Source organism: Sorangium sp. So ce375 (assembly GCF_051473855.1).
Classification (GTDB): domain Bacteria; phylum Myxococcota_A; class Polyangia; order Polyangiales; family Polyangiaceae; genus Sorangium.
Window position 1 is genome coordinate 3,482,741 of record NZ_CP150335.1, and the last position, 25,224, is coordinate 3,507,964.

24 protein-coding genes and 1 tRNA gene are annotated in these 25,224 nt (G+C 72.9%); 10 read left to right on the forward strand and 15 right to left on the reverse strand.

The features are described from left to right. Positions 1-263 precede the first annotated feature (263 nt). Positions 264-1,880, forward strand: a complete 1,617-nt coding sequence (locus tag WME90_RS13180; RefSeq protein WP_437281458.1) for a hypothetical protein — start codon at positions 264-266, stop codon at positions 1,878-1,880. Positions 1,881-1,907: 27 nt separating this feature from the next. Here WME90_RS13180 and cyaY read toward each other — a convergent pair whose 3' ends face one another. From cyaY to WME90_RS13240, 12 genes are all read right to left on the reverse strand, one after another. Then, positions 1,908-2,246: an iron donor protein CyaY gene (gene cyaY / locus WME90_RS13185; RefSeq protein ID WP_437281459.1), complete on the reverse strand. Its 339-nt coding sequence runs from the start codon at positions 2,244-2,246 to the stop codon at positions 1,908-1,910. Positions 2,247-2,303: 57 nt separating this feature from the next. Continuing rightward, positions 2,304-3,743: a phosphonoacetaldehyde dehydrogenase gene (phnY, locus tag WME90_RS13190; RefSeq protein ID WP_437281460.1), complete on the reverse strand. Its 1,440-nt coding sequence runs from the start codon at positions 3,741-3,743 to the stop codon at positions 2,304-2,306. Between the two features lie 43 nt (positions 3,744-3,786). Continuing rightward, positions 3,787-5,100: a phosphonoacetate hydrolase gene (gene phnA / locus WME90_RS13195; RefSeq protein ID WP_437281461.1), complete on the reverse strand. Its 1,314-nt coding sequence runs from the start codon at positions 5,098-5,100 to the stop codon at positions 3,787-3,789. Between the two features lie 100 nt (positions 5,101-5,200). Then, positions 5,201-5,500 carry a hypothetical protein gene (locus WME90_RS13200; RefSeq protein ID WP_437281462.1) on the reverse strand — a complete coding sequence of 100 codons (300 nt, stop codon included), beginning with the start codon at positions 5,498-5,500 and terminating at the stop codon, positions 5,201-5,203. A 64-nt stretch (positions 5,501-5,564) separates the two neighbouring features. Then, positions 5,565-5,638: transfer RNA gene (locus tag WME90_RS13205), tRNA-Arg, on the reverse strand. A gap of 184 nt (positions 5,639-5,822) precedes the next feature. Then, positions 5,823-6,563 carry a polyprenyl diphosphate synthase gene (gene uppS, locus WME90_RS13210; protein WP_437281463.1) on the reverse strand — a complete coding sequence of 247 codons (741 nt, stop codon included), beginning with the start codon at positions 6,561-6,563 and terminating at the stop codon, positions 5,823-5,825. Between the two features lie 284 nt (positions 6,564-6,847). Beyond that, positions 6,848-8,224: a histidine kinase dimerization/phospho-acceptor domain-containing protein gene (locus WME90_RS13215; RefSeq protein ID WP_437281464.1), complete on the reverse strand. Its 1,377-nt coding sequence runs from the start codon at positions 8,222-8,224 to the stop codon at positions 6,848-6,850. 3 nt (positions 8,225-8,227) lie between these two features. Then, positions 8,228-8,929: a winged helix-turn-helix domain-containing protein gene (locus WME90_RS13220; RefSeq protein ID WP_437281465.1), complete on the reverse strand. Its 702-nt coding sequence runs from the start codon at positions 8,927-8,929 to the stop codon at positions 8,228-8,230. A 112-nt stretch (positions 8,930-9,041) separates the two neighbouring features. Then, the gene (locus tag WME90_RS13225) at positions 9,042-9,626 is read right to left on the reverse strand and encodes a hypothetical protein (RefSeq protein WP_437281466.1); all 585 of its coding nucleotides are present in this window, start codon (positions 9,624-9,626) and stop codon (positions 9,042-9,044) included. A gap of 11 nt (positions 9,627-9,637) precedes the next feature. Beyond that, the gene (locus tag WME90_RS13230) at positions 9,638-10,903 is read right to left on the reverse strand and encodes a hypothetical protein (RefSeq protein ID WP_437281467.1); all 1,266 of its coding nucleotides are present in this window, start codon (positions 10,901-10,903) and stop codon (positions 9,638-9,640) included. Beyond that, entirely contained in the window at positions 10,900-12,111 is a 1,212-nt protein-coding gene (locus WME90_RS13235; protein WP_437281468.1) for a hypothetical protein, read from the reverse strand. The genes WME90_RS13230 and WME90_RS13235 overlap by 4 nt, the downstream gene beginning before the upstream one ends. A 235-nt stretch (positions 12,112-12,346) precedes the next feature. Further along, entirely contained in the window at positions 12,347-13,126 is a 780-nt protein-coding gene (locus WME90_RS13240; protein WP_437281469.1) for a tetratricopeptide repeat protein, read from the reverse strand. A gap of 361 nt (positions 13,127-13,487) precedes the next feature. Here WME90_RS13240 and WME90_RS13245 point away from each other — a divergent pair, with 361 nt between their 5' ends. The 7 genes from WME90_RS13245 (at position 13,488) to WME90_RS13275 (ending at position 20,332) form a co-directional block, all read left to right on the forward strand. Then, positions 13,488-14,933, forward strand: coding sequence for a sigma-54-dependent transcriptional regulator (locus tag WME90_RS13245; protein ID WP_437283605.1), 1,446 nt, complete (start codon positions 13,488-13,490; stop codon positions 14,931-14,933). Between the two features lie 4 nt (positions 14,934-14,937). Then, positions 14,938-16,230 carry a formylglycine-generating enzyme family protein gene (locus WME90_RS13250; protein WP_437281470.1) on the forward strand — a complete coding sequence of 431 codons (1,293 nt, stop codon included), beginning with the start codon at positions 14,938-14,940 and terminating at the stop codon, positions 16,228-16,230. A 211-nt stretch (positions 16,231-16,441) separates the two neighbouring features. Further along, complete coding sequence (locus WME90_RS13255; RefSeq protein ID WP_437281471.1) at positions 16,442-17,182, forward strand: hypothetical protein; 741 nt, start codon at positions 16,442-16,444, stop codon at positions 17,180-17,182. Continuing rightward, positions 17,179-18,435, forward strand: a complete 1,257-nt coding sequence (locus WME90_RS13260) for an ABC transporter ATP-binding protein (protein ID WP_437281472.1) — start codon at positions 17,179-17,181, stop codon at positions 18,433-18,435. Before WME90_RS13255 ends, WME90_RS13260 begins: the two co-directional genes overlap by 4 nt. Beyond that, complete coding sequence (locus WME90_RS13265; protein ID WP_437281473.1) at positions 18,425-19,189, forward strand: hypothetical protein; 765 nt, start codon at positions 18,425-18,427, stop codon at positions 19,187-19,189. Before WME90_RS13260 ends, WME90_RS13265 begins: the two co-directional genes overlap by 11 nt. A gap of 123 nt (positions 19,190-19,312) precedes the next feature. Then, on the forward strand, positions 19,313-19,732 hold the full coding sequence (locus WME90_RS13270; RefSeq protein ID WP_437281474.1) for a hypothetical protein: 420 nt from the start codon (positions 19,313-19,315) through the stop codon (positions 19,730-19,732). Positions 19,733-19,789: 57 nt separating this feature from the next. Beyond that, a complete protein-coding gene (locus WME90_RS13275; RefSeq protein ID WP_437281475.1) occupies positions 19,790-20,332 on the forward strand; it encodes a hypothetical protein in 543 nt (180 codons plus the stop codon). Here WME90_RS13275 and WME90_RS13280 read toward each other — a convergent pair. From WME90_RS13280 to smpB, 3 genes are all read right to left on the reverse strand, one after another. Then, positions 20,310-21,785, reverse strand: a complete 1,476-nt coding sequence (locus WME90_RS13280; protein ID WP_437281476.1) for a DUF362 domain-containing protein — start codon at positions 21,783-21,785, stop codon at positions 20,310-20,312. The genes WME90_RS13275 and WME90_RS13280 overlap by 23 nt on opposite strands. A 164-nt stretch (positions 21,786-21,949) precedes the next feature. Further along, complete coding sequence (locus WME90_RS13285) at positions 21,950-22,252, reverse strand: hypothetical protein (protein WP_437281477.1); 303 nt, start codon at positions 22,250-22,252, stop codon at positions 21,950-21,952. Continuing rightward, entirely contained in the window at positions 22,249-22,794 is a 546-nt protein-coding gene (smpB, locus tag WME90_RS13290; RefSeq protein WP_437281478.1) for an SsrA-binding protein SmpB, read from the reverse strand. The genes WME90_RS13285 and smpB overlap by 4 nt, the downstream gene beginning before the upstream one ends. Before the next feature lie 230 nt (positions 22,795-23,024). Between smpB and WME90_RS13295 the strand changes: the two genes are divergently transcribed. Next, positions 23,025-23,372: a hypothetical protein gene (locus WME90_RS13295; RefSeq protein ID WP_437281479.1), complete on the forward strand. Its 348-nt coding sequence runs from the start codon at positions 23,025-23,027 to the stop codon at positions 23,370-23,372. A 13-nt stretch (positions 23,373-23,385) separates the two neighbouring features. Further along, a complete protein-coding gene (locus tag WME90_RS13300; RefSeq protein ID WP_437281480.1) occupies positions 23,386-25,161 on the forward strand; it encodes a collagen-like protein in 1,776 nt (591 codons plus the stop codon). The last annotated feature ends 63 nt before the right edge of the window (positions 25,162-25,224 follow it).

Genomic DNA, 25,224 nt, shown 5'->3' on the forward strand with positions numbered 1-25,224 from the left:
TCTGCGGCGCTCTTCGCGCTGGCGGGCGCGCGGGGATCCCGACGAGATCCGGCGCCTTCGATGTCGTCTGCGGTAGCTGCCCGGACGGTGGGCGGTCCAGGTCCCGCTCGCTCCGCCGAGCCGGCCGCCAGGCGATGCAGGCGCCAATGTGGGCAGCACCTAACGCAGTCCCTTACGTCGGGCCCGCCGTTCGCGACATCCGTGGTGGCAGCATCCCGTCCGTCCCGCGCGCCTCGTGGGCACGGTGGTAGACTGAGCGCCTCTTGCGTCTTTCGATCGCTTGTCTCGTCGGCCTCCTGGCCGTGCTGTTCGCCCATCCGGTGTTCGCCGGACCAGGCGACAAGGAAGCGAACCAGGGCATCAACGCGGCCAGAGGCGGCTTCTGCAAGCGGGCGATCCCGCTCCTCGAGGCCGCCGAGGGCCAGCGGCATCGCCCGAGCTCGGCGGTTCCGCTCGCGGACTGCTACGTCAAGCAAGGCGAGCTGCTGAAGGCCAGCGAGATCTACCACAAGGTCGCGAGCGAGAAGAAGGAGCGCGGTTACAGCGCGCGGGATGTCGCGGCCATCACATCGGCAAAGAAGAAGGCAGCTCAGCTCGACGCGCGCATTCCGACGCTCGTGGTCACGCCGGCGGAGCCCTACGAGGGGCTCGTCGTCGAGATCGACGGGGAGGTGATCAGCGAGCCGTCGGCGCCGCACCCGTTCGATCCGGGCAAGGTGCTGGTGATCGTCGCCAGGGCCGAGGGCTTCCAGGAGACGTCGCAGAAGATCACCCTGAAGGAGAAGCAGCAGCGCGAGATCAAGCTGCGCCTCAAGCCGAAGCCCGGCGCGAAGAAGCCGCCGGAGAAGCCGGTCGCGAAGAAGCCGCCGGAGAAGCCGGCGGAGAAGCCGGTCGCGACGACGCCATCGGAGAAGCCGGTCGCGAAGAAGCCGCCGGAGAAGCCGGTCGCGAAGAAGCCGGTCGCGAAGAAGCCGCCGGAGAAGAAGCCGGCGGAGAAGCCCGTCGCGAAGAAGCCACCGGAGAAGAAGCCGGCGGAGAAGCCCGTCGTGAAGAAGCCGCCGGAGAAGCCGGTCGAGGAGGAGGCGCGCGTCGCGACGCGCCCCGACGACAAGGCGAAGCCTGCCGTAGAGATGCCCGAGCCCACGCCGCCCAGCCCGCGCAGGCAGCGCGACGTGTGGCTCGGCGCAGGCTTCCAGGGCTTCTTCATCCCTCAGCTCCTGTTCGAGCTCCTCGGGGAAGGGGGGCGGGACGTCCTCGTCCCCGGCGGAGACATCTCGCTGTCCACGCGCATCGGGCGGCGGTTCGATCTCGTGTTCTCGGTCGCCTACGCGAACTTCCGGATGCACGAGACGCCGTTCAAGCCGAAGGGGCACCCCGACACCGACTACGAGATCGTCGAGAGCGATCTCCAGGCGCTCCAGGCGAGCGTCCGCTTTGTCTGGAACATCCCGCTCGATCGAGACGAGCTGTTCGCCTTCCGCCTCGGAGCCGGCCTCGGCGCGGGCTGGACGTTCATGGGCGACCTCTACCGGACCCAGGCGTACCCCGCGGACGCGGTCCCCGGCGACCCGGGCTCCTTCGTGCCGGGGGACCCGTACCGCTACGTGAAATGCCGCGGGCCCAACAACCCGCTCGGGAGCTTCCGGTACTGCAACCAGCTCGACTACGACGCGGATCACTACCCCGGCTACGTCGAGCCGAGCTGGTTCACCCGCCCCAAGGGGCGGCCTCAAGGCCTGCGGCCGCTCGTCTATCCGTGGCTCGTCCTGCCCGAGATCGGGCTCGCGCTTCGCCCCTGGGACCGCGTCGCGTTCGACCTCCGGGTCGGCGCCTCCGTGACGGGCCTGCTCGGAGGGCTCGGCATCCGCTTCGCCCTGTGACGCGGCTCGCCCCGCGGACCGAGCGGGTCAGCGCGCGAGCTTCACGGCGCGGCCGAGCTTGCGGGACAGCACGGCGTCGAGCGTGCTCCAGAGCTCCTCGCCCGTCTTCTGGGCCACCCAGCGGTCCTCGGACGGCCGGTAGTCGAAGTGCCACGCGGCCCGCTCGGCGGCCATCCAGATCTGGCGCGCGGCGCGGTGGCTGTTGACGACGTACTTGATGCCGTCCTCGAACTCCAGGGTGAGGATGCCGCTCTGCAGGTCGGCCTCGACGCCGTCGGGGATCTCGTTGATCCCTCGATCCAGCGCGCGCAGCGACCGATCGGCCACGGCGTCGAACTCTCGCTCCGATAGGGGCTCTCCGCTCATGCCGATCCGCTTACAACGGCGGGCGTCGAGGCGGTACGGGGAAGCGTCGGCGCCCGCTCACTCCCAGGGGACCGTGTAGAGCTTCACGTTGGTCATCGCCTTCATCGCCTCGACGACGCCCTCCTTGATGCCGATGCCGCTGTCCTTGATCCCTCCGAACGGCGACAGCTCGGACCGGTACCCCGGCACCTCGCGCACGTTCACCGTGCCGCAGCGGAGCTCCCGCACGAGCCGGTGGACGCGCCGCAGGTCGTTCGTGCAGACGCCGGCGGAGAGGCCGTAGCTCGTCCCGTTCGCGACAGCGATCGCCTCGTCGATGTCCCTCACCCGCAGGATCGGCGCGTGCGGGCCGAAGGTCTCGCGCTGCACGGAGGGGGCGTCCCGCGGAACGTGATCCATCACGGTGGGGCCATAGAGGGCTCCGCGGCGCTCGTTCCCGAACAGCAGCCGGGCGCCCCGCGCGAGCGTGTCCTCGGCCGCCGCCTGGAGCTGCCGCGCCGCGGCCTCGGAGATCACCGTCCCCATGTCGGTCGCCGGATCGTGCGGATCGCCCACCTTGATCTGCGCCGACGCGGCGGCGAGGCGGGCGGCGAGCTCGTCGGCGACGCGCTCGCTCACGATGAGCCGCTTCACGGCCGTGCAGCGCTGCCCCGAGTTCTTGTAACAGCCGTACGCCGCGAGCCGCACGGCCTCGTCGAGATCGGCGTCGTCGAGCACGATGAGCGGGTCGTTGCCGCCGAGCTCGAGCACCGCGCGCCGGTAGCCGAGCAAGCCGGCGATGCGCTTGCCGATCTCGACCCCGCCGGTGAACGTCACGAGCTCCACCGCCGGGTGGGTCACGAGCGCCCCCCCGATCTCGGACGGATCGCCGGTCACGACGCTGAGCATGCCGGGCGGTAGCCCCGACTCGTGCAGCACGGCCGCGAGGTAGATCGCGGAGAGGGGCGTCTTCTCCGACGGCTTGAGCACCATGGAGCTGCCGCTCGCGACGCTCGGCGCGACCTTGTGGGCGACCTGGTTCAGCGGGTGGTTGAACGGGGTGATCGCCGTCACCAGGCGGAGCGGCTCGCGCAGCGTGTAGCCCCGCCGGGGCTTGCCGTTCGCCGAGATGTCGAACGCGAGGCACTGGCCGTCGTCGCGGAGCGCCTCGTACGCGGCGAAGCGGAGCACGTCGAGCGCGCGCCGCACCTCGTAGGCGGTGTCCTTGAGGCAGAGGCCGCTCTCCCACGTGATGAGCCGCGCCACCGCCGCCGCCTGCGCTTCGATGTTCGCCGCGGCGCGGAGGAGGATCTCGCTGCGCTCGTGGCGAGAGAGCCGCGGCGGGCCGGACGACGCGCTCGTGAGCGCCTCCAGCACCGCCTCCTCGTCGAGCCTCGGCACGCTGCCGATCACCTCGCCCGTGAACGGGTAGCGCACGAGGATGCGCTCGTCCCGGCTGACCGGTCGTCCGCCGATCAGGCACGGAAAATGGAACTCCGGTCGTTCGATTGAGAGCATCGAGCCCATCCCTGTCCCCCCTTCAGGCGCTCGATCGTCGGCGCTAGGCCATGGCGGTCGAGAGTCGGTTGAGCACCAGATCGAAGACGTCCGCGTTCGACAGCGCGCTCCTCTGGCCCCGCGCCGCGTCCGCGTCGTCTGCCTCCGCGCCGAGGAGCCAGCCGCGCTCTCCGGGCCGGAGCGGGTGGCTCGCGAGGATCGGCACCTCCGCCTCGTGCAGGCCGCCGTGCGACCGGAGCCCGCGCTGCACGGCGGAGAGGTCGTGGTAGTCCGCGCTCTTGCCGAGCACCGTGCGCCGATCGCCGAGGACGACGAGGTCGCCGATCCGATCCGGCGGCAGCGCGAAGCGCCGCGCCGCCTCCTCGCGGGGCAGGACGAGCTCCACGCCCGGGAGGCGCGCGAGGACCTCGGCGGCGCGCTCGAGCGCTCCGTCGTCCTGCGCGCCGTCCCGCGTCGGCGCGCCGAGGTACACGGTCGCGTAGGACCCGAGCGCGCCGTGGTGCACGACGTACGGGTCGGTGATCGGCAGGAGCACGCGGAGGCCCGAGAGCCCGGCCTCGCGCAGCGCGTCGTCCAGGTAGCGCACGTTCGGCGAGCCGTCGTCCGCGGTCTTGTCGTTCATGCCGTGATCCGCGGTGATGCCGCAGACGAAGCCGGCGTCGAGGTACTCGCCGAAGAGGGCGTCGAAGCGGGCGTAGAACCGATCGGACATCGGCCCGCGCGGCGGCTCCTTGTGCTGCACGTAGTCGGTCAGCGACACGTAGAGGAGCGTGGCCGAGAGCCGCTCGTGCAGCGCGAGGCCCATCTCCATCGCGTAGTGCGAGATGTCCCAGTCGTAGATCGACGGGTTCTTGCGGCCGACCGCGGCGGTGATCGAGCCGATCCCGCGCTCCGGGATCGCCTGCTCGTGCGCCTTCTCCGCCGACAGCGAGATCGGGCGAGGGCCCTCCTCGCGGCAGGCGCCGAGGAGGGCGCGGAGCTTGTCCTTGGCCGTGATGCAGAGGGTCCTGACGCCCGCCTGCTCCATCTTCTCGAAGAGCGTCGGGACGCGCAGGAACCGCGGATCGTTCATCGGCACTTCCTCCCCCGTGGCGGCGTCGAGGTAGGTGTTGCCCGAGATGCCGTGCACGCGCGTCGGCTGGCCGGTCACGATGGACACGTTGTTCGGGTTCGTGAAGCTCGGGACCTGACCCCGGCCGCGCACGTACAGGCCGCCGGCGGCGAGCGCGCCCGCGAGCCGCGGCATCAGCCCGTCCGCGAGCGCCTTGTCGAGGTACTCCGGCCCGCAGCCGTCGACGCAGAACACCACCGTCTTGCGCGCGGGCAGCGCGTAGCGCCGATCGCAGAGTTCGATCATGCCGAACGCTGACACGCAGCGCGCGGGCCGAGAAGGGTCGCGGCCGCGCCGCCGGAGGGGCCGCTCCGCCTCGAACGGCGGGCAGCTGCGCGGCGGGGTGTCAGTAGCCCGGCCAGGGATCTGTCGGCCTCGGAGGCGCCGGGACCGGCCGCTTGAAGCACATCACGCCGGCGTCGAGCGCCACGAGCTCCCACCCGCCCTCGCCCCGCGCCTTGGCGATGGCGCGGGCCTCGTCCACGCCGTGCGCCTGCTCGCAGTCCTGCTCCCATCGCGGCGCGGGGATGCTCGGCGCGAGCCCGACGCTCGGCGCGAGCCCCTGGGCGCGCACGCGCCCCGTCGCGAGCGCGACCGCCGCGCCCAGCACCAGACCGCCCAGCACGAGCGCGACCCTCTTGTCCATGGTGTCAGGGACATGGTGGTCCGCGGCGGGCGGGAGCGTCAAGCGACGCACCGAGGACGTTCGGCACGCCCGGCAGGATTCGAACCTGCGACCCGCGGCTTAGAAGGCCGCTGCTCTATCCAGCTGAGCTACGGGCGCTTGGACGACAAGCGCATCTGTCGTACTGCATCGCGGGCGCGGAATCGAGCGTCACGAGCGTCACGAGCGTCGCGAGCGTCACGCCCGCCACGAGCGTCGTGACCTTCACCGGCCGGCGTCACGAGCGTCGCCGGCGCCGTGGGCGCGCGCCGGCACCGCGCCTCCGTGCCCCGGCGGCGTCCGCTCAGCTCGACGCGGCAAGGCGCCGGACCTGCTCGCCGGTCCGGCCGTAGCGCCGCTGTCGCCGGTTGTAGGTCGCGACCGCCTCGTCGAACGTCGCCTCGGTGAAATCGGGCCAGAGCGTGTCGGTGAAGAACAGCTCCGCGTACGCGGCCTCGAAGAGCAGGAAGTCGCTGAGGCGCTTCTCGCCGCCGGTGCGGATGATGAGATCGGGATCCGGCATCGAGCTCGTCGTCAGGAAGTTCCGGAGCGACTTCTCGTTGATCTCCTCCGGGATGACTAGCCCGGCGCGCGCGCGGACCGCGAGCGCGCGCATGGCGTTCGCCATGTCGCGGCGACCGCCGTAGCTCAGCGCGAGCGCCAGGGTCATCTCGGTGCCCCCGGCGGTGTCCTCCACGAGCTTCTCCATCGCGCGCCGGGTCGGCGTCGGGATGTCCTCGAGATCGCCGACCACCTGCACCGCGATGCCTCGACGGATCAGCTCGTCGTGCTCCCCCTCGGCGAACTCCTGGCAGATGCGCATGAGCGCGTCGATCTCGTCCTTGGGCCTCGACCAGTTCGCCACGCTGAACGCGTAGAGCGTCAGGTACGGGATGCCGCGATCGCGGCAGGCGCGCACCGAGAGGCGCACGGCCTGCGCCCCGTGCTGGTGCCCCTGCATGCGGGGGAGGCCCCGAGCCGCCGCCCAGCGGCCATTGCCATCAAGGATGATCGCGACGTGCTTGGGGAGATTGCTGGACGTCATGGGCTTTCCTGGGTGGGGACGACGACGGACTCTGCGCCGAGCATGGGCGCGGCAGGGGGGCCGACGATGATGCGATTGTGGAGGTTCTGTGGAGGATGGCGCGGGAGAGCTCAAGGAGATCTCCCCGCCGACGGATGCTCGAGCTCTTCGGTTCGCTCGCCCGACCGTCATCGCCGCTTTCGCACCACCGATCCGGCGCGCTGTCAAACCGAGGAAACCTCCCGGAAACCAAAATCACCGCCAGGGAGGTGTAGCAGCGCGACAGCGCTCATCGTTCCACAGGATCAGGCCCCTGGCAGCGAGAGCTTGAACTCGACAACGGGCGGGCCGCGGTGGGTGCACTCCGCCGAGCCGCTGTGGGCCTCGGCGATCGCCTTGACGATCGCGAGGCCCAGGCCAGTGCCGCCCCGGTCGGCGCGGGTCGTCACGAAGCGGCGGAAGAGGCGGCCCGCGACGTGCCGCCCGATCTCGCCGTGGTTGCGGATCGAGATCGCGACCTGTCCGCCCATGCGAGACACGGCGATCTGAACGGGGGCCGCGGCGTCGCCGTGCGTGCGCGCGTTGTCGAGCAGGTTGTCGAGGGCGCGCGACAGCCACTGCTCGTCGCCGCGCACCGCCGCCGAGCTCGGCGCGTCGAGCTCGACGCGGCTGCCGCGCTCTCGCGCCCGCGCCGCGGCGGCCTCCGCGATCGCGACCAGATCGACGACCGCGGCCTGCTCCACGCCGCGCGCCTCGAGGCGCGCGAGCGACAGGAGCTCCCCGAGGAGGGCCTCGATCCGCGTCGTCGCCTCGCGGATGCGCGCGACGAAGCGGGCGGCCTCCTCTGCGTCCTCGAGCGCGCCCTCGGAGAGCACCTCGGCGCTCGCGCGGATCGCGGCGACGGGGTTCTTGAGCTCGTGCGAGAGATCCGCGGCGAACGTCTCGACGAAGGGCCGGCCCTCGATCTGGCGCCGCATCGAGTCGATGGCGCGCGTCAGCCGCTGGACCTCGCGGCCCTGGGCCGGCGGCGTCGCCGCGCGCACCTCGCCCTCGCTCACGCGCACCGCGAACTCGGTGAGCGCCTCGATCGGCGTCGCGATGGTGCGGCCGATCAGGAACGACGAGATCGCCGCCGCGGCGCCGAGCACCGTGCTGAGGACGAGGATCGGCGGGGCGAAGTCGGCGACCATCCGCTGCACGACGATCGTCGGCTTCACGACCTGCACGCTGCCGACGCGCTGGCCGCGGACCTGGATGGGCGCGGTCACGAAGACCGTCCCGGGCTCGCCCGGCGAGGCGCCGCGCGCCCGGAGCACGCGGCCCTCGGGATCGAGCAGCGCGATGCTCTGGACGGTCGGGCCCTCGGCCTCGCCGTCGAGCGCGCGCACGGCCGCGAGGTCGACGCCGCGCACCTCCATCTCCATCGCGGCCACGGCGGCGAACGCGGCGGCCTCGTCGCGCGCGCTGCCCTCGGCGAGCAGCGTCGCGCGCGCCTCGATGCGATCGATGACGAGCAGCCCGAGCCCGAACGCGAACGCGCCGACGATGCCGCCGAGCGCGATGAAGATCTGCATCCGGATGCTCATCCCCGCCGTCCGGGCGCGGACGAGGCGGGAGGCGAACAGCGCGACGAGCAGGATGAGCGAGACCGCCGCCGCCGCGGTGACGACGAGGCGCACCATGCCTCAACCGCCGCCTTCGGCGGGGCCCGGCTTGTCCGCGACGCGGTAGCCGACGCCGCGCACCGTCTCGATGAGGTCTGCGTCGCCGCCGGCCTCGACGACCTTCTTCCGGAGCCCCTTCACGTGCGAGTCGATGGTCCGGTCGGTGATCGCGAACCCGTCGCCCCAGACGCGGTCGATGAGCTGCGCGCGCGTGAAGACCCTGCCCGGCGCGGCGAGCATGCAGGCGAGCAGATCGAACTCGACGCGGGTGAGATCGACCTTCTGGCCGTTCACGTGCGCGCGCCGCGTGGCCTCGTCGACCACGAGCGGCAGCGGCGCGGGCGCGGCGGCGGACGGCGACGGCCGCGCGGCGCGGCGCAGGACGGCCCGCACCCGCGCCACGATCTCCCGGGGGGAGAACGGCTTTGTCACGTAGTCGTCGGCGCCGGTCTCGAGCGCGGCGACGCGGTCGGCCTCGCTGTCGCGGCTCGACAGGACGATGATCGCGGCGCGCGCCGCGCTCCGCCGCGCCTGGCCGATCAGGTCGAACCCGCTGCCGTCGGGGAGCATGAGATCGAGGATGATCAGATCCGCGTTGTCGATCTCCCGCTCGGCGGCCGCGAGCGTGGTGGCGACGGTGGCCGCGAACCCGTCGCGGCGCAGGAAGTAGGCGATCGACTCGGCGATGGCCGGCTCATCCTCGACGACCAGGACCTTGGCCATGGGCGGAGAGCCTAGAACGGCGCGGCGGACGCGTCGACAGGGCTGGCCGGCGGGCCGGCGCAGGCCCCTCCCTGCGGGCGCTCGCGGGCGCACGCAGCGCGCTCGCGAGCGCTCAGGCGTGCGGGATCGCCGCGTTGACGAGCTCGCGCACGACGCCGAGCAGCCGCTCGTAGTGCTCCGGGGTGGGCCGCAGGCCCGCGCAGTGGACCACGAGCCCGCCAGGCCGGAGCTCGAGGTGCCCCTGGAAGCCGCGGCGGGCGAGGAGCTTGCGCAGCCGCGGATGGAACGCGGCTGCGGCGTCGCGCTGGGAGGCGGCGAAGGTCGTCACGTGGGCGTCCCAGAGCGCGTCGCCGAGGGTGACCCGGGGCGGGGGCGCGCTCTCGATGAAGGCGACGCGGGTCAGGAAGTGCTCGCCGACGCGCATCGCGGCGCGGCGCTCCAGCGCCGGGTGCGCCGCGAAGCCGAGCAGCGTCCGCTCGAGGGGCTCGCTTTCGCCTTCGGCGTACCAGGGCTCGGCGATCACGGCGTGCCCGGGGCTCGCCATCCATGTGCACGCGGAGAGGTAGGCGGAGGGGGGCGCGATCGTGTCGTAGGGCTCCCAGCGGCGGAACCACGCCTCGTCAGGGCGCGACGTGAAGGCGAGGCCGCGCCGGGCAGCCCAGGCTGCGATGTGCTCGGATCCGAGCGGAGGCGGCATGGACGGCGAGGTTAGTCCGCGCGGCGGCGTCTCGGAAGCCTCCGGCGCCACGCCGCGGCGAGCGCGCCGGCGCCGACCGCGAGCCAGGACGCCGCGCCAGCGGCCGCGCCGTCCCCGGGCGCGTCGCAGGAGCATCGGCCGTAGATGCCCATCGTCGTCGAGGTCGCCTCGTCGTGGTCGTCGTCGTGGTCGTCGTCCAGGGGGGCGCCAGCGCCTCCGTTGCCCGCGGTGACGGTCGCGCCCTCGGTGTCTCCGTCCGGCCCGCCGCTCTCGCCTGCGCCGCCGCGGCCACCTTCGCCGCCGTCTGCGCCGCCGCTGTCGCTCGCGCCGCCCGCGCCGCCGCTGCCGCCATGGCCGCCTTCGCCGCCTCCGCCCGCCTCGCCGCCGTCGTCTGCGCAGCGCGTGACATGGAGGGGGCGCCTACGCGTGCAGTCCGTCGGCGATGCGCAGCGCGGATCGGAGAGCGCGGGCGGCGCGCCGTTGCCGCCGATCTCGCCGAGGTCCGGGTAGGCGGCCTCGGTCTTTGCCCAGCGCCCCCCGGTGTGCTCCATCCAGCCGAACACCCGCTCCTGGTACGGAACGGCGCCGCCGATCGCCGGATCGTAGACGCCGCGGCCCGCGTCGTAGTTGGGGTTGTTGGGGTTGTTGACGTACGAGAGCCCGTTGTAGGCCCACACGGCGCTGTACCAGTGCTCGATGAACCCGGGCTGCCGGTCGCCGACGCAGCGCGTGGCCTTCCACTTCATGGCCAGGATCTGGGCGCCGGTGGCCGCGTTGTAGGTCGGCTCAGCGGCCACGCGGCGCGGATCGAAATCCGGGCGGTCGCCGCTCCGCATGCCGCTCGTGATCTGCGAGGCGCCGTAGCCGCAGTCGAAGGAGATGATCGTCCGCGAGCTCCCCCCCGCCTGGTCCATGGGCCGGTCCGGCTCGCAGAACTGCCGCCATCCCGACTCCTGCATGGCGATCGCCTTGAGCAGCTCGCAGGGGAACGTGGCGGGAACGTCACGGCGCGCCTCGGGCTGATCGCAGCCCCGACCGAGGTTGAAGGCCGCCGGGCCGGCGTCGCCCCAGGCCGCGGGGCCCCGCGAGACGCGGTCGAAGATGGCGTCCCACTCCGCGATGGAGGGGTTGACCCCCGGCGCGGCCTCGATCGCGCAGCCGCGATCGTTGTAGGCGCTCGACGCCGTGAAGCAGGGGCAGTAGGCGGCGCGCGCGGCCGGCGCGACCAGCGCGGCCGCGGCGATTGCCGCCGGGATCAGGAGAGCGCGGCCCGTCACGGCTCCTCCTTCGCGGTGGTGAAGCCGGCGACCGCGATGCGCGCTCCGGGCGGCGCCGGGATCGCGGCGACCTCGCCGCTCTCGACGCGGATCGCGAAGGGGACGGCGAACGCGGACGGGTTCGTGTGCAGCGCGGCGACCCACGCCGCGTCCTGGGAGACGGCCTGGATGGTGTCGATGCCGGGGCCGAGCGGGCCGCGGACCGTGGCGCGGGCGCCGATCACGGAGAGCCCGGTGGCGCGCTCGGGCGTGTAGGCGAGCCCGCCGCCCGGCCAGGCGTACGGGGCGAGCCCGTGGCTCGAGCTCGCCTCGAGCCGGGTGCGCTTGCCTCGGGCGAGATCGATCCGATCGATGACCCACGTGCCGGGATCGGTCTCGTGCCGCTCCTGGAACACGAGCCCGCCCGCCGCGGCGTCGATCGAGAAATCGCGCGCGAACGGCGGGATCGACGGGGCGATCACCCGCGTCGCGCCGGAGTCGGGGTCCACGAGGGTGATGTCGGCCGACCCGGGGGACACGCGGTAGAGGACGAGCTCGCCGTTCCACGCGCCGGCGAGGAAGGCGAGGTGGCCCGTGTACCTGTGCACGGTGCGGATCGCGCCGGTGGCGAGGTCGACCTCGTCGATGGTGAGCGCGTCGACCCGGAGCCGCGCGAGGTTGTCGTCGGGCGACGGATCCTGGCCGGCGACGCCGCGCGAGACGAAGACGCGCCCTTCGGACGTGACGAGCGGGCTGCTCGCGTGGACCACGCCGTCGCAGAGCGCGACGGGCTCCGCGCCGGGCCGGATCCGGAAGAGGCTCGCGTTGAACGAGCGGTCGCGGGACGGGCTCGTGTCGGCGGTCGCGACGACGAGCCGCGTCCGCGGGACGACGCGGGCCCGGACCACCGCGTCGCTCAGGTGCTGGAGCGTGGCGAGCGAGGGACCGGCCTTGGCGCCGCCGACCGACACGAGGTGGAGCGTGGTCCGGGCCGCCCCCGGAGGCGTCGCGAGGATCGCGACCGTCGGCGCAGAGGGCGCAGCGGGCGCCGCGACGGCGGTGGGCACGAGGAGGCGACCGACCCGCGAGATCGCGGGCGCGGGGGCGTCGCCACCGGCGAGCACCGCTGCCATCGTGCCGGCGAGCGCGGCGAGCAGCGTGCAGGGGAGCGCGATCCTGTTCAGACGGCGCGGTACCACGAGCGAGCGGGCGTGGGAGCGGAGAGGCACGGTAGGAGAGTAGACGATGCGCCGGTGAGCGCTCGCTCGCCCGACAGCGCTCGGCCGGAAGGCAGCGCCCGCTCGCTCGACAGCGCTCGCCCAGAAGGCAGCGCCCGCTCGCCCGCTGGCGCCCCTCGCATTGCCCCCGCGCACCCTTGACACGGGCTACGTCGCCGTCGCGCCCACAGAAAGGAGCGAGAGACTTTCCTGGAAGCCGCCGCGCGGCTCTCCTGGAAGCCGGCTCTCAGAAGCGGCCGCCCATGCCGATCCCGGCCGTGCCTGGTCCAGCGACAGGGGTCAGCCGGATCTTGCTGGGCCAGGGCTGATTGAACCCGAGCTCCCAGATGAGGCCACCGGCAATGCCGGCGGCGCCGAGCCCGAGGAGCACGCCGCCGACGGTCGCGTGCGTGCGGCCTTGATTGCCCCGCTCGGCCACCTTCTGCTCACAGTTCTTGCGCGACGGGCAGCTGTCCTCGGCGGCGCCGATGTCCGAGAAGCCGCTCAAGGTCAGCATCCCGCCGACCGCCACCGTGACGACGCCGACGCCCGTCGCGGCCCACGGATAATAGCCATAGGGAGGCTGCGGAGGAGGCACCTCCTTGGGGCGGTTCGGGATCGCCGAGGCGGTGGGGGCCGTCGGGAGCGCCGAGGGCGCCGATGCGGACGCGGACGCGCTGGCGCTGGGCGCCGGCCGGAGGGCGTTCTTGAGGTTCTGGATCTTGTCCTGGATCGTCTGCGCGTCGCTCGCGTCGGGCGTGCGGGCCAGGTACGTCTCCAGCGCCGTGACCGCCTCGGCGCGCTCGCCCTTCTTTTCGTACGCGTTGGCGATGTTGATGAGCACGCCGTGCGCCGAGCAGTCGAGCTGGTAGGCGTCCTTCCAGTACTGGATGGCGCGATCGTAGTCAGCGCGCTCGTAGAACTGGGTGGCCGCCTTGTGCGCGCCCTTGGCGCCTTCCAGGTCGGCGGCCGTCGCCGTACGGTTGCACTCGGGGTACTCGATGGCCGGATCTCCTGCTAGGGCCAACCCCGCAGCGAGGAATATCCCCGCGCCGAGACCGACCAGCCAAGTCCGAAGCACACGCATCCGAGCCGCCCTCCACGAGAAGTGGCCGCAGCATACTGATCCGCCTCGCCGGCAGCGAGAAAAAGGATATACCGGCGGACCTCGAGGCAATGCGTTCGGCCTGCTCGACCGGCAGGGCGAACGGCCGAGCGTGGAGCGAAGCGACGGCCAGCGACGGGCATGGCAACGGGAACGGGATGGCAGCGCCGCGCCGTCGGCGTCCCCGCGCGCCCGCTGCGCGGCCTGCGGGCGGCCGACCGGAGCCTCGTGGGGACGGTCCCGGCACTTGCTTGGTTTCCGGTTCTGCTAGTCTCGCCCGGTGATGCTCCCCGAAAAGAAGCAGATCCTCGTCGTGGATGACGAGGCGAACCTCCGGCGGGTCCTCAGCGCCCAGCTCGGCCGGGATGGCTACGAGGTCCACACCGCTGAAGACGGCGAGGAGGGGCTCGCGTTCCTGAAGGAGCACCACATCGATCTGGTCATCACCGATCTCCGGATGCCCAAGGTCGACGGCATGGACCTGCTCCGCGCCGCGCTCCGCGACGACCCGTCGCGGCCCGTGGTGCTCCTCACGGCGCACGGGACCGTCGACAACGCCGTCGAGGCGCTCAAGACGGGCGCGTTCGACTACATCACGAAGCCGTTCGATCAGAACGAGGTGCGCGTCGTCGTGAAGAAGGCCCTCCGCACCCGCGATCTCGCGAGCGCGGACGCCACGCGGGACGTCTCCGCGGCGCCGCCTCGGGGGGGGTCGGACCGGTTCGGCATCATCGGTGAGAGCCCGCCCATCCAGGAGCTCTACGCGATCCTCGAGCGGGTCGCCGACACGCCGACCACGGTGCTCATCAGCGGCGAGAGCGGTACGGGGAAAGAGCTCGTCGCGCGGGCGCTGCACGAGAACTCGAGCCGGCGCGACAGGCCGTTCATCAAGGTCAACTGCGCGGCCATCCCGAAGGATCTCATGGAGTCGGAGCTCTTCGGCTACGAGCGCGGGGCCTTCACAGGCGCGGTCGCCTCGAAGCCGGGGCGCTTCGAGCTCGCCTCCGGCGGGACGCTCTTCCTCGACGAGATCGGCGAGATCCCGAACGAGATGCAGGTGAAGCTCCTGCGCGTCCTGCAGGAGAGCGAGTTCGAGCGGGTCGGCGGCATCAAGACCATCCACGTCGACGTCCGGCTCGTCGCCGCCACCAACCGGGACCTCAAGCGGGAGATCGCGGCGGGCACGTTCCGCGAAGACCTCTTCTACCGGCTCAACGTCGTCCCGATCGCGCTCCCCGCGCTGCGCGACCGGAGGAGCGACATCCCCCACCTCTGCGCCCACTTCGTCGCGAAGTTCAACGCGCGCCTCAAGAAGAGCATCGAGGGCATCGAGCCCGAGGCGCTCGAGCGCCTGGCCTCGCACGCCTGGCCGGGGAACATCCGCGAGCTCGAGAACGTCGTCGAGCGCGCGCTGCTCTTCGCCGACGGCGCGCGCATCCGCCTCGACGACCTGCCGGAGGAGATCCGCAGCGGCGCCGCGTCGACGCCCGGCGCGTCGCTGCCGCTCGTGGCCGCGGCCGCGGACACCTCCGCCGCGCCCTCGACGCCCGACGGCCTCAAGGAGCAGGTCAAGGCGGCGATGAGCAAGCTCGAGCGCGACCTCATCGAGCGCGCCCTCAAGCAGACGCACGGCAATGTCACCCACGCCGCGCGGCTCCTCAAGATCTCGCGCAAGGGGCTCCAGCTCAAGATGAAGGAGCTGAACCTCCGCGAGCGCGACGCCGAGTGAGCCCGTGGGCGTCGGCGAGCAGCGCTCCGTCCGTGCGCCGGGGGGGAAGGCCCTCGCCGCCGCCGTGTCGGTCGCCGGCCTCCTCGCGGCCTCTCCCGGCTGCGATCGCGGCGGCGCCCCGCCGGGCGCGGACGCCGATCTCGACGCCGCGCCGCCCTGGGACGTGAGCCAGGCCGAGCCGGAGCCGCGCCCCGGCATGGCGTGGATCCCGAAGGGCGTGCTCATCGCGGGCACGCCGCCGGACCGGCTGCCGCGCATCGCCGACGAGGAGATGGCGGGCGCGCAGGTCGTGATGCACGGCTTCTACATCGACGTCTTCTCGTATCCCAACGAGGTCGGCGCGATCCCGACCACGAACATCGCGCAGGACGAGGCGCGCGCGCTGTGCGAGGCGCAGGGCAAGCGGCTCTGCACGGAGCTCGAGATCGAGCGGGCGTGCAAGGGGCCGGAGAACACCACCTACGAGTACGGCGACACGTACAAGGCGGCGGTCTGCGCGACGGGGCAGAGCCGGGTCCTGACGCCGAACGGGGTGAACGCGGGGTGCGTGAGCGCGTTCGGGGTGCACGATCTTCATGGCGGCATCTGGACCTGGACCTCGAGCCAGTGGCAGCGGGACAGCGGCAAGCCAGGGCTCGTCACGCTGCGCGGAGGCAACGGGCCGGCGGGCGAGCTCGTGGGGCGATGCGCCCACGGGCGCGGCGCCAAGCCGGACACGCGCCGCCCCGAGGTCGGCGTGCGCTGCTGCGCCGGCGAGGTGAACAGCTTCGAGGTGGTGCTCGACGTGACCCGAGATCGCCCGCTCCGGCTGGAGCCGCTCGTCGACCCGCGCGCGGCGGCGCAGCTCGCGCAGCTCGCGCCGGAGGAGGCGCGCGCCGCGTCCAGGGACGGGTCGACCGCGGGGGCGTTCAGCGTGGAGCGCATGTGGACCTGGCACCCCCGGGGCAACGAAGAGCTCGTGCTCGGCGGAGGCTGCGCGCGGCCGGACAGGGTGAACGGGGAGCGGCGCGGTCGCGCCAAGCGCGCGAAGCGGGCGCGCCCCGGCGACGGGACGACGTGCGGGCTCCTCATCGGCCGGATGCGCATGAGCGCGCCGGCGCTGCTCGCGTTCGTCCCGTCGGATCTCTGGGAGCCCACGATCGGCGAGACGGACTCGCCGCGCGAGCTCCTGCTCTACGGAGGGGACGCGCTGGGCGCCTTTCGCCGTCGGATCACCTACGAGTGGGGGAAGATCGGCGTCGCGGACAAGGAGCGCAAGCGCAAGCACGCGGGCCGTCGCGGGCTCTCCTACGACTAGCTCCGCGGAGCGGACGCTGGGGGTGGGCGCCGAGCCCCGAGGACAACAAAGCCACGGCCGCCCGCGCGTCGCAGCGGGGTGGCGCTGGCGCGCGGCGGCGCCACATTCCGGCGACGCGCTCCGGACCGTGGCACATTGGCCTTGCGCCCGCGCGCCTGGAAGGGCAGCGCTAGCAGCGCGTCGCCGCCGCGCCGTCCGCACGCTCCCTCCGATGATCCGCCCGCACGACCCCGAACCGCGCGATGCGCCGAGCAAGCGCCCGGACGATCCCGTGCGGCGGCGGGCGGCCGCGCGGCGCTCGCTGCGCGCGGCCGTCTCGCTCGGCTGTGCGCGGCTCCGCGCAGCGCGAGGCGGGCGGCTCGGCATCGCCATGGCCGCGCTCATCTCGCTGGGGTACGGCGTCATGGCGCTCGTGCTCCAGCTCGACGACGGGACGATCTCGCTGGAGGGGCTGCTCGGGTCCGCGGCGCGCGGGCTCGCGTGGGCGGCCGCTGGCCCCATCGCCCTCGCCGCGGCGCACGATCGCCCGGCGTCCGACCGCCGCGACGGCATCGAGGCGCTCGCCGCTGCGCGGGGCATCTCGCGGGCCTCGCTCCACGGCGCGCGCAGCCTCGCCGCGATGATGGAGATCGCGCGCGTCGTCGCGCTCCCGCTGGCCGCGCTCTCGGCGCTGGCGGCGCTCCTCTCCGGCTCGTTGCTGCTCGCCTCCCAGCACCTCGCTTATGGCGCCGCGCTCGCCCTCTTCGGCGTCGTCTCCGGCGTGACGCTCGGCGGCCTCGCCGCGGCGAGCGGCCGGGTCGCCGGGGCGCGAGGGCGCGCGCTGTTCCTTGCGCTGACCCTCGTCCCCTGGGCCCTCGCCGATCTCGCGGGCGACTCGAGGTGGTCGATCCCGGGCGCGCTCGGCGCGTTCCTCTCCTTCGCGGCCCGCTCGGCGGGGGGCCCTGTCGGATGAGCCCGGGCGAGGCCGTCGTGGTGCTCGAGGGCGTGCGCGCGCGCGACGCCGCCGGCGAGGAGGGGCGCGCTCGCGGGGGCCTCTCGGGCCTGTCGGTCGCGCTCGGCGCGGGCGTGCACGCGGTGCTCGGCGCTCCGGAGGACGGGACGCTGGCCCTCGCGGAGGTGCTCGCAGGGCGCGCCGCACCCCTCGCAGGCCGCGTCCTCGTGGCGGGGCGGGACCCGCTCCGGAGCGCGGCGACGCGGGCGCGGATCGGCGTCCTTGCCGTCACCCCGGAGCTCCCCGAGGGCGCGTCTGTGGCGTCCTGCATGTCGGTCGCGCTCCGGGCCCGCGGCGCGCCAGCGAGCGGCGCCGCGGCGCTCCTCGAGCCGCTCGGCGTCGCGCCGCTCCTCGCCCGCCGCAGGGCCTCGTTGAGCTTCTCCGAGGCCCGGGCGGTCGAGCTGTCGCTCGCCCTCGCGGTGCCGCGGCCGCTCCTGCTCTGCCTCGTCGAGCCGTTCGCCGAGGTCGCCGTGCCGTCTGCGGAGCCGGTCCGAGAGCGCGTGCGCGCCCTCGCCGCGGCCGGCGCCTGCGTCGTGCTGCTCACGTCGTCGACCGTCGACGCGAGCGCCCTCGCCGACCGCGTCCACGTGCTCGATCGCGGCGTCATCGTGCGAACCGAGCCCGGCGCCGGCGAGCGCCTCGCCGCCTCCCCGGGCGCGGCCTCGCCGGGCGCGGGGCAGCTCGAGGTCGAGCTCCACGTGCTCGTCCACGAGCGGGCGCCCGACGCGCCGGGCGCCCGCGCGCTGGCCGCGGCGCTCGCGAGCGCCCCCGCCGTGCGCGCGGGCGCGTGGGAGCGAGGGCCGGCGGAGGCGGTCTCGACGCTGCGGATCCGGGCTGCGGACAGGGAGGCGGCGGCGCTCGCGATCCTGGACGCGGCCGCGAGGGAGGACGTCACGCTGATAGCGATCTCCTCGCCGGCCCCGTCGCTGCGCGACGTGCGGGCCGCGACGGCGTTGCACCTGGCTGCCGTTCGCCCGCACCGGCCCTTCGGCGCGCCTGCGATCGACGGCGCCGCGCCTCTGTCGGGCGCGCCACAGGGGCCGGTCGCCGTGGCGGCGTTCGACGCACCGGCGCCGCTCGGCCCGCCGTCGCGCGGTCCGTCGGCGCCCGGCGACGCCGCCGCTGGCGGGCGGCTCGGCGCCGACCCGCCGGGGGCCGACGGTTCGCCGCTCGCGCCGCGCGCGACGGAGACAGGACGCCACGATGGTGGGTGAGAGCGCACGGAGCGCCGCGGCGCAGCCGCCGCTCCCCGTGGAGGGGGGCGCCGAGCGGGGCGGACCCGCGCTGACGGGCGTCCGCCTCGGGATGGAGATGACCCTGAGCCGCCTCCGCGCGCGGCGTCCTCTGCTGGCGTTCGGGCTCGGCGTCGCGCTCGCGGTCGCCGCCGCGGTCATCGAGGTCGCGTTCGGGTCGTCCGGGGCCGTGGACCGGGCGCTGCTCGCCACGTTCCGCCTCGCCACGCCGCTCACGATCTTCTCCCTCGCGGCCGACGCCGCCGATCGGACCGCGCTGCGCGACGCGGCCTGGCCGGCGGCTCGCTTCGGCGCCGCGTCCCACCATGTCGCGCTGGGCATCGCCCTGGCCACGGCGCTCGCTTCCGCCCTCGTGGGAGCGCTGCTCGCCGTTGTCGTTGTTGTGTTCGCCCACGGTCCCGGTGCCGCACCCATCGTCCGAGACGTGCTCATCAGTGGGTGGATCGGCGCGCTCACCGGGGCCGCCTACGCTGGCTGGTTCTCGCTCGGCGCGACCTTCTTCCGGCGCGGCCGCGGCCGCTTCGTGCCGCTCGCCGCCGATCTCCTGCTCGGTGGCTCGACCGGGGTGATCGGCGCATTGTTGCCCCGGGGAAACGCCGCCAACCTCCTCGGCGGCTCTTCGCCGCTCGGGCTCGGGCAGCCGGCGAGCGCCGGTCTGCTCGCGGCGAGCGCCCTCGCCCTCGCGCTCGCCGCGGCGGCGCGCTGCAGGGAGTAGCGCGGCCGCCGCGGTGGGATTCTCGGCTCACCTTGCCCCGGCCGGCTGCTTGACGCTCATCGCGGGCGCGTGAGCGGCGCAAGAGGGATGGCTTCATCCGCTCGTTCACGTACTCTTCGAGGAATGACTCACGAGCACGGGGACGACGAGGCCACCAAGGCGGTCAACGCGCCTCGATCGGTCCTGCTCGTCGGCTCGTCCGAGGCGCTCGCGGCGCGCTGCAGGGGGATGTGCCTGCGGGCTCGCGTCATGCTCATCGTCGAGAGCGACCTCGCTGCGCTGACGAACACGGCCGTGGAGCGGAAGCCGCTCGCGCTCTTGTTCCCCGACGACATCTACGCCTTCGACAGCGCGGAGTTTGACGCCCTGGCGCGCGACATCCAGGCTGCGGTGGTGACCCTCGAGCCAGGCGTCACGGACGAGGTCATCGAGGCGCGGCTCGCGGAGGCGCTGCTCCGAGCAGAGCTCCTCCGGCAGCCCGAGCCGTCGTCGAGCCGCTACGTGCTCGTGCCCGATGGTCCCCGCCGCTCCAAGCGCCGCTGAGCGGGGCGCCCTGCGTGAGGATGGGGCGCCCCTGCATGATGAAAGGAGCTTCATCCCATGAGCGAGCTGCACCTCGACCCGACCGCGTCCCGCCTGACGATCCACACCCGCGCCGTCGGGATGCTCGCGCGCCTGGCGCACGACCTCGAGATCACCGCGTCCGAGCTGCGCGGGCGGGCGCGGCTCGACGGCGAGTCATGGACGGCCGAGCTCGAGGTCCGCGTGGCCAAGCTCGGCGTCGCGGGGGTCCTGCGCGGCGAGCGCCTCGACCCGGAGGCGCTCTCTGCGGCGGATCGGCTCGACATCGAGCGGCGCATGCACGGCGAGGTGCTCCGTGGGACCGAGATCGTGGAGGTCCGCGCCTCCGGGGCCACGCGTGACCGAGCCGACGTGCGCGTCCAGGTCGCCTCGGGGAGCGCCGCGCTGGCGGCGCGGCTCTCCTCGCGCGATCTCGGCGGAGGCGCGATCGGGGTGAGGGGCGCCTGTCAGCTCTCGCTGGCTGCGCTCGGCGTGCGCGAGGTCAAGGGGCCGCTCGGCGCCTTCAAGGTGCGGGACGAGCTCGACGTCCTCTTCGATCTCACTCTGCGTCCGGCGGGCTAGGCGGCTCGGACGGGAGCTCGGGCGCCGCCTCGCCGCGCGGGCAGGCGCCGTGGACCTGGTAGGGCTTGCCGGCGAGCCGCTTCGCGAGCGAAGCCCCGCGCCAGGCGACGTACGCCTTGTTGAAGTCGAGCAGCTGATCGGGGGCGAAGTACGGGTTCTTCGTCTTGCCCAGCGTGACCAGCGTGAGCACCTGCTCGGCCACGCTCACGGGGCAGCCCTCGAGCCGGAGGGTGGTCTCGTTCCGGGCCATCGCGAGCTTGGTCGTTACCTTCACCATCTTCGCGAGGACGTCATCGTGCTTCGCGGTGTAGGGGTCCCGCGCGCTCCGCTCCCGGTACAGGCTCTCGATGCTGACCAGCTGCTCGCCGATCTTGCCTTTGTACGTCGCGCAGTCGCCGATGAAGACCACCTTCTCGCCCGGCTTCGCGTCGATGGGGCCCTCGTAGGCGCCGAACACGACGTGCATCCGCGGCATCTTCGCGTCGCATTCCTTGTCGTACTCGCGCAGGATCTCGATCGCCTCCTCGATGGCGCCCGGACAGCCGCCCCAGCAGTAGTCGGTGCGCTCGGGCTCGGGCGGCGAGCCCGCGTAGGCCGTGATGTTCGTGCCCTCGAAGTACTTCTCGACGCGGACGAGGCCGACCTTGAACCCCTTGGCCCTGTGCTTCGCCTCCTCGAGCGTCACGTCCCCCGTGATCTCGATCTCGCCGAGGTCCATCGGGCCGAAGCCGCGCTCCGAGGCCAGGCGGATGTGCTCGACGCTCCTCGGATCGACGCCGATGATCTGGCAGCAGACCGAGTCGAACGCGACCTGGTTGTTCCCCATGATGATGAGGCCCAGGTCGAACGGCGACGGCGTGAGCATCCGCCCTTCGCCGGCGGTGATGGCGTCGATCGCGATGAACTGCGGCTGCACGATGTACTGGAGGTCGGCGACCTTCTCGTTCAGCCGGTGGTCGTGATCGATGAGCCGGTGCCGATCGTCCTGGATACCGATGTAGTTCTTCATCGAGAAGGTCACGGTCGTCCAGGGGTGCGACTTGAACTTGGGGCAGTTCACGAAGAAGTCGGCCTTCGCGACGGGCTCCGGCGTGAACACGTAGTCGCGCAGCCGGCCCTCGTGCGTGAGCGGGATCTCGACCTGCTGCTCTTCCTCGAAGTGGTAGTGCTTGACCCCGGTCCGGCGGAACATCGGGTAGTAGCCGGCGCTCTCGTACGTCATGCGGGTCGGCAGCGTGATGCCGCACCGCTCGCCGACGGCGAGCTCTCTCACGCGCCCGTCGTCGCGATCCTTGAGCGCGCCGATCACCCCCTCGATGAACTCGGGTCGCGTGTAGGCGTGTGGAAAGTGCGCGCCCGAGGCCACGACGTTGGGCTTGATGAGCGTCCGGCCGTGCGGGCGAAGCGAGAGCTCTTCGAGACCGCCGCGGACGATGCTGCGGATCTTCTCCACGTCATACGTCGAGCAGCGGCGCAGAATTACACGAGGGCGCGACGTAATTTTCATAGAAAGCCAGCGTAGGTGTCGTGATGAGCCATCGCAACACCCGCCGCCGGACGAGCCGCACCGCGCTGCAGAGCAGCCAGGGAGTTCGTTGTTGGACGGATCGTCGTGGATCAGCCCGTGCGCTCGCCGCCGACGAGCCGCGCCAGCTCGGCGCGGACCTCTCGCGTCGCGTCGATGAGCCGGCCTTCGAGCTCGTACGTGCGCTCACCGGGCGCTGCGTTGTTGGCCTCGGTGGGTGTGCGCAGGCGGCACCGGGCGACCTTCACCCGGATCATCGTTCCCGTCGGCTGGAGCGATCCCTCCACGCGCGCGCCGGGCGCCGAGGACGCGGTCGAGAGGAGCCGCACGCGGTCGCCGTCGATCTCGACGAGCTCTGCCTCGCCGCCCCTGGACCATGTGAGGTGCGATGTCATTCCGGCCTCCGCGGGCGGGGGCGCTCCTCGCCGTGCGCGGCGCTGCGTCCGCGTATGGAGCCGCCGCGAGCCCGCTCGATCGCCGCGCGGGCCTCACGGGCGGCGTCCTTCTCTTTCAGGCTCTCGCGCTTGTCGACGGTCTTCTTGCCCTTGGCCAGGGCGATCTCGGCCTTCACGCGGCCGTTCTTGAAGTAGAGGCGGGTCGCGATCACGGTCATGCCCTCCCGCTCCACGCCTTTGCGGATCGTCTCGATCTCGCTCTCGTGCAGCAGCAGCTTGCGCGGGCGCTTCGCCTCGTGGCCGAAGGCCGCGCCGGGCATCACGGGGATGTTGACCCCTTTCAGGAAGACCTCGCCGTGCTCGATGGCGCACCAGCTGTCGGTGAGCTCGGCCGCGCCTTCGCGGAGCATCTTCACCTCGCTGCCGAGCAGCACCAACCCTGCCTCGAACCGATCGTCGAGGGTGTAGTCGAACGTCGCGCGCTTGTTGCGCACGATGAGCTTCTCTCCCTCTCGTTCCTTCTCTTTGCCAGCGCGGCTCACGCGGCCGCATAGCGCGCGCGCCGCCGCCTGTCCACACCGCTTCGCCGGGCGGCGCCCACGCCGGCACCGGCACCGACGCCGCGCGCGGCGTCGGTGCCGCGGTCGCGGAGCCATCGCTTGACGCCGATCGCCGCCGCTCCTCCAATGGCTCTTTCGCACGACCTGCCGTCGGCCTGGAGGACTCAGTGAATCGCGGACTGCGCTTATCCGCCTGGTTCGGGGCGATCGTGGTGAGCTCTGCGCTGATGCCGGGGTGCAGCTGCAGCTGCGGCGCCGATCCGGCCGTCGCGGATCCCACCGCTGCGGGCGGCGACGAGGGGAGCGGCGCTGGCGGACAGGGCGCGGCCACGAGCTCGGGCAGCGGCGACGGGGGAGGCGGCGCCGGGCAGGGCGGGGGAGCGCAGGCTCCCAGGCGGGCCGGGGCCACCGAGACGGTGACCGCTGGCGAGGTCGCGAGGAGCTCGCGTTACCGGATGGTGTTCACGCTCGGCCAGCCGACGCAGAACCAGGGGACGTCGACCTCGCCCAAGGTCCGGATGCGAGGAGGGCTCATCGGAGCCAACGGGAGCTTGCCATGACGAGGAGCTGGCGATGAGGACATCGATGATCGCGCGGTGGATGGCGGCCTCCGCCCTGGCGGCGGGCGCGGTCGTGGTCTCTGGGACCGCTGCAGCCGCGGTCCCGACGACCATCACCCATCAAGGCCGGCTCTACGACGAGCGCGACGCGCCCATCAGCGCGACGTTCGACGTCGTGTTCGCCCTCTACGACGAGCGCGACGCGTCGACGCCCCTCTGGAGCGAGGTCCACTCGATCACGTTCGAGGACGGCTTCTTCTCGGTGCGCCTCGGCTCGATCGTGCCGTTCCAGGAAGCGATCTTCGACGGTGGCGAGCGGTACCTCGGCATCACCGTCGGCGACGATGACGAGCTGAAGCCGCGCGCGACGGTCGGGAGCGTGCCGTACGCGCTGCTCGCCGGCAACGTGAACGGCGACATCACGCCGACCTCGGTCACGGTGAACACCGCGAACGGCAACACGCTGCTGCTCAACGAGCGCGGGATCCTCGTGAACGGCGTCCTTGTGATCGACGAGAACGGCGAGTGGGTCGGCTCGCCGGCGGGGCTTCAGGGCCCGGAGGGGCTGCCTGGACCGGCCGGTCCAGCGGGTCCGGCTGGACCGACGGGCCCCGCCGGGCCGACGGGCCCACAAGGGACGGTCGGTGCGACCGGCCCCGCGGGCGCTGCTGGACCGACGGGGCCGGCCGGACCGATCGGCCCGACGGGCGCCGCCGGCCCAACCGGGCCCATGGGGCTGGAAGGTGCGGTCGGACCTAGAGGGCCGGATGGCGCAGTTGGGCCTCCAGGTCCAGCAGGGCCGACGGGACCAGAAGGTCCGATGGGGCCGCCGGGTCCGATCGGCGTCACAGGGCCAGAAGGTCCGATGGGACCGCAGGGTCCGATCGGCGTCACAGGGCCGGAAGGTCCGATGGGACCGATGGGGCCGCAGGGGCTGATCGGTGCCACAGGGCCGGAAGGTCCGATGGGACCGCAGGGGCCGATCGGTGCCACAGGGCCGGAAGGTCCGATGGGACCGCAGGGTCCGATCGGCGTCACAGGGCCAGAAGGTCCGATGGGACCGCAGGGGCCGATTGGCCTCACAGGCCCAGAAGGTCCGATGGGGCCAGAGGGGCCGATCGGTGTCACAGGGCCAGAAGGTCCGATGGGCCCGATGGGACCGCAGGGGCCGATGGGTCTCACAGGGCCAGAGGGCCCGATGGGCCCGATGGGGCCAGAGGGGCCGATCGGCCTCATGGGGCCAGAGGGGCCCCCCGGGCTCGATGGCGCGACCGGTCCCGTAGGCCCCACCGGTCCCGTAGGCCCCACCGGTCCGCAGGGGTCTCGTGGAGCTACCGGCCCCGTTGGTCCGACCGGGCCCCAGGGGGTGATCCTGGCGTTGATGGTCCACGGCGTCGGTCCGAACCCCACGCTGCCGGTTGGGAGAGTCGACTTTTTCGGACCGACAGCTTCGGTGGCAATCTCATCCACGAACCAGCGGATCTACGCGACCGCGCATCGGTACCTGGGGGCGGCCGACTCGCCGGCGGCCTCGCTCAACCTGTTCATGTGCTATCAGCGCGTTCGCTCTGGCCCCTCCGGCCCGGTGCTCGACACGATGCAGGCTGTCGGACTCGGCATGAACGGAGGCCAGGTCCCTGCGAACACGCGCGTCCCCTTCGGGCTCAGCGCCGTCATCACGGGCCTCGCTGAGGGCACCTACAACATCGGGATGTGCGGCCAGACCTTCAGCCCGAACTGGATCAACAACGACTACGGCTACCTCTCGATCCTCCTCGTCAACGGCTAGCCGCGGCGCCTGCCGGGCGCGCTGGCCGCGCCCGGCAGACCGGAGCGCCCTAGCTTCACGCGC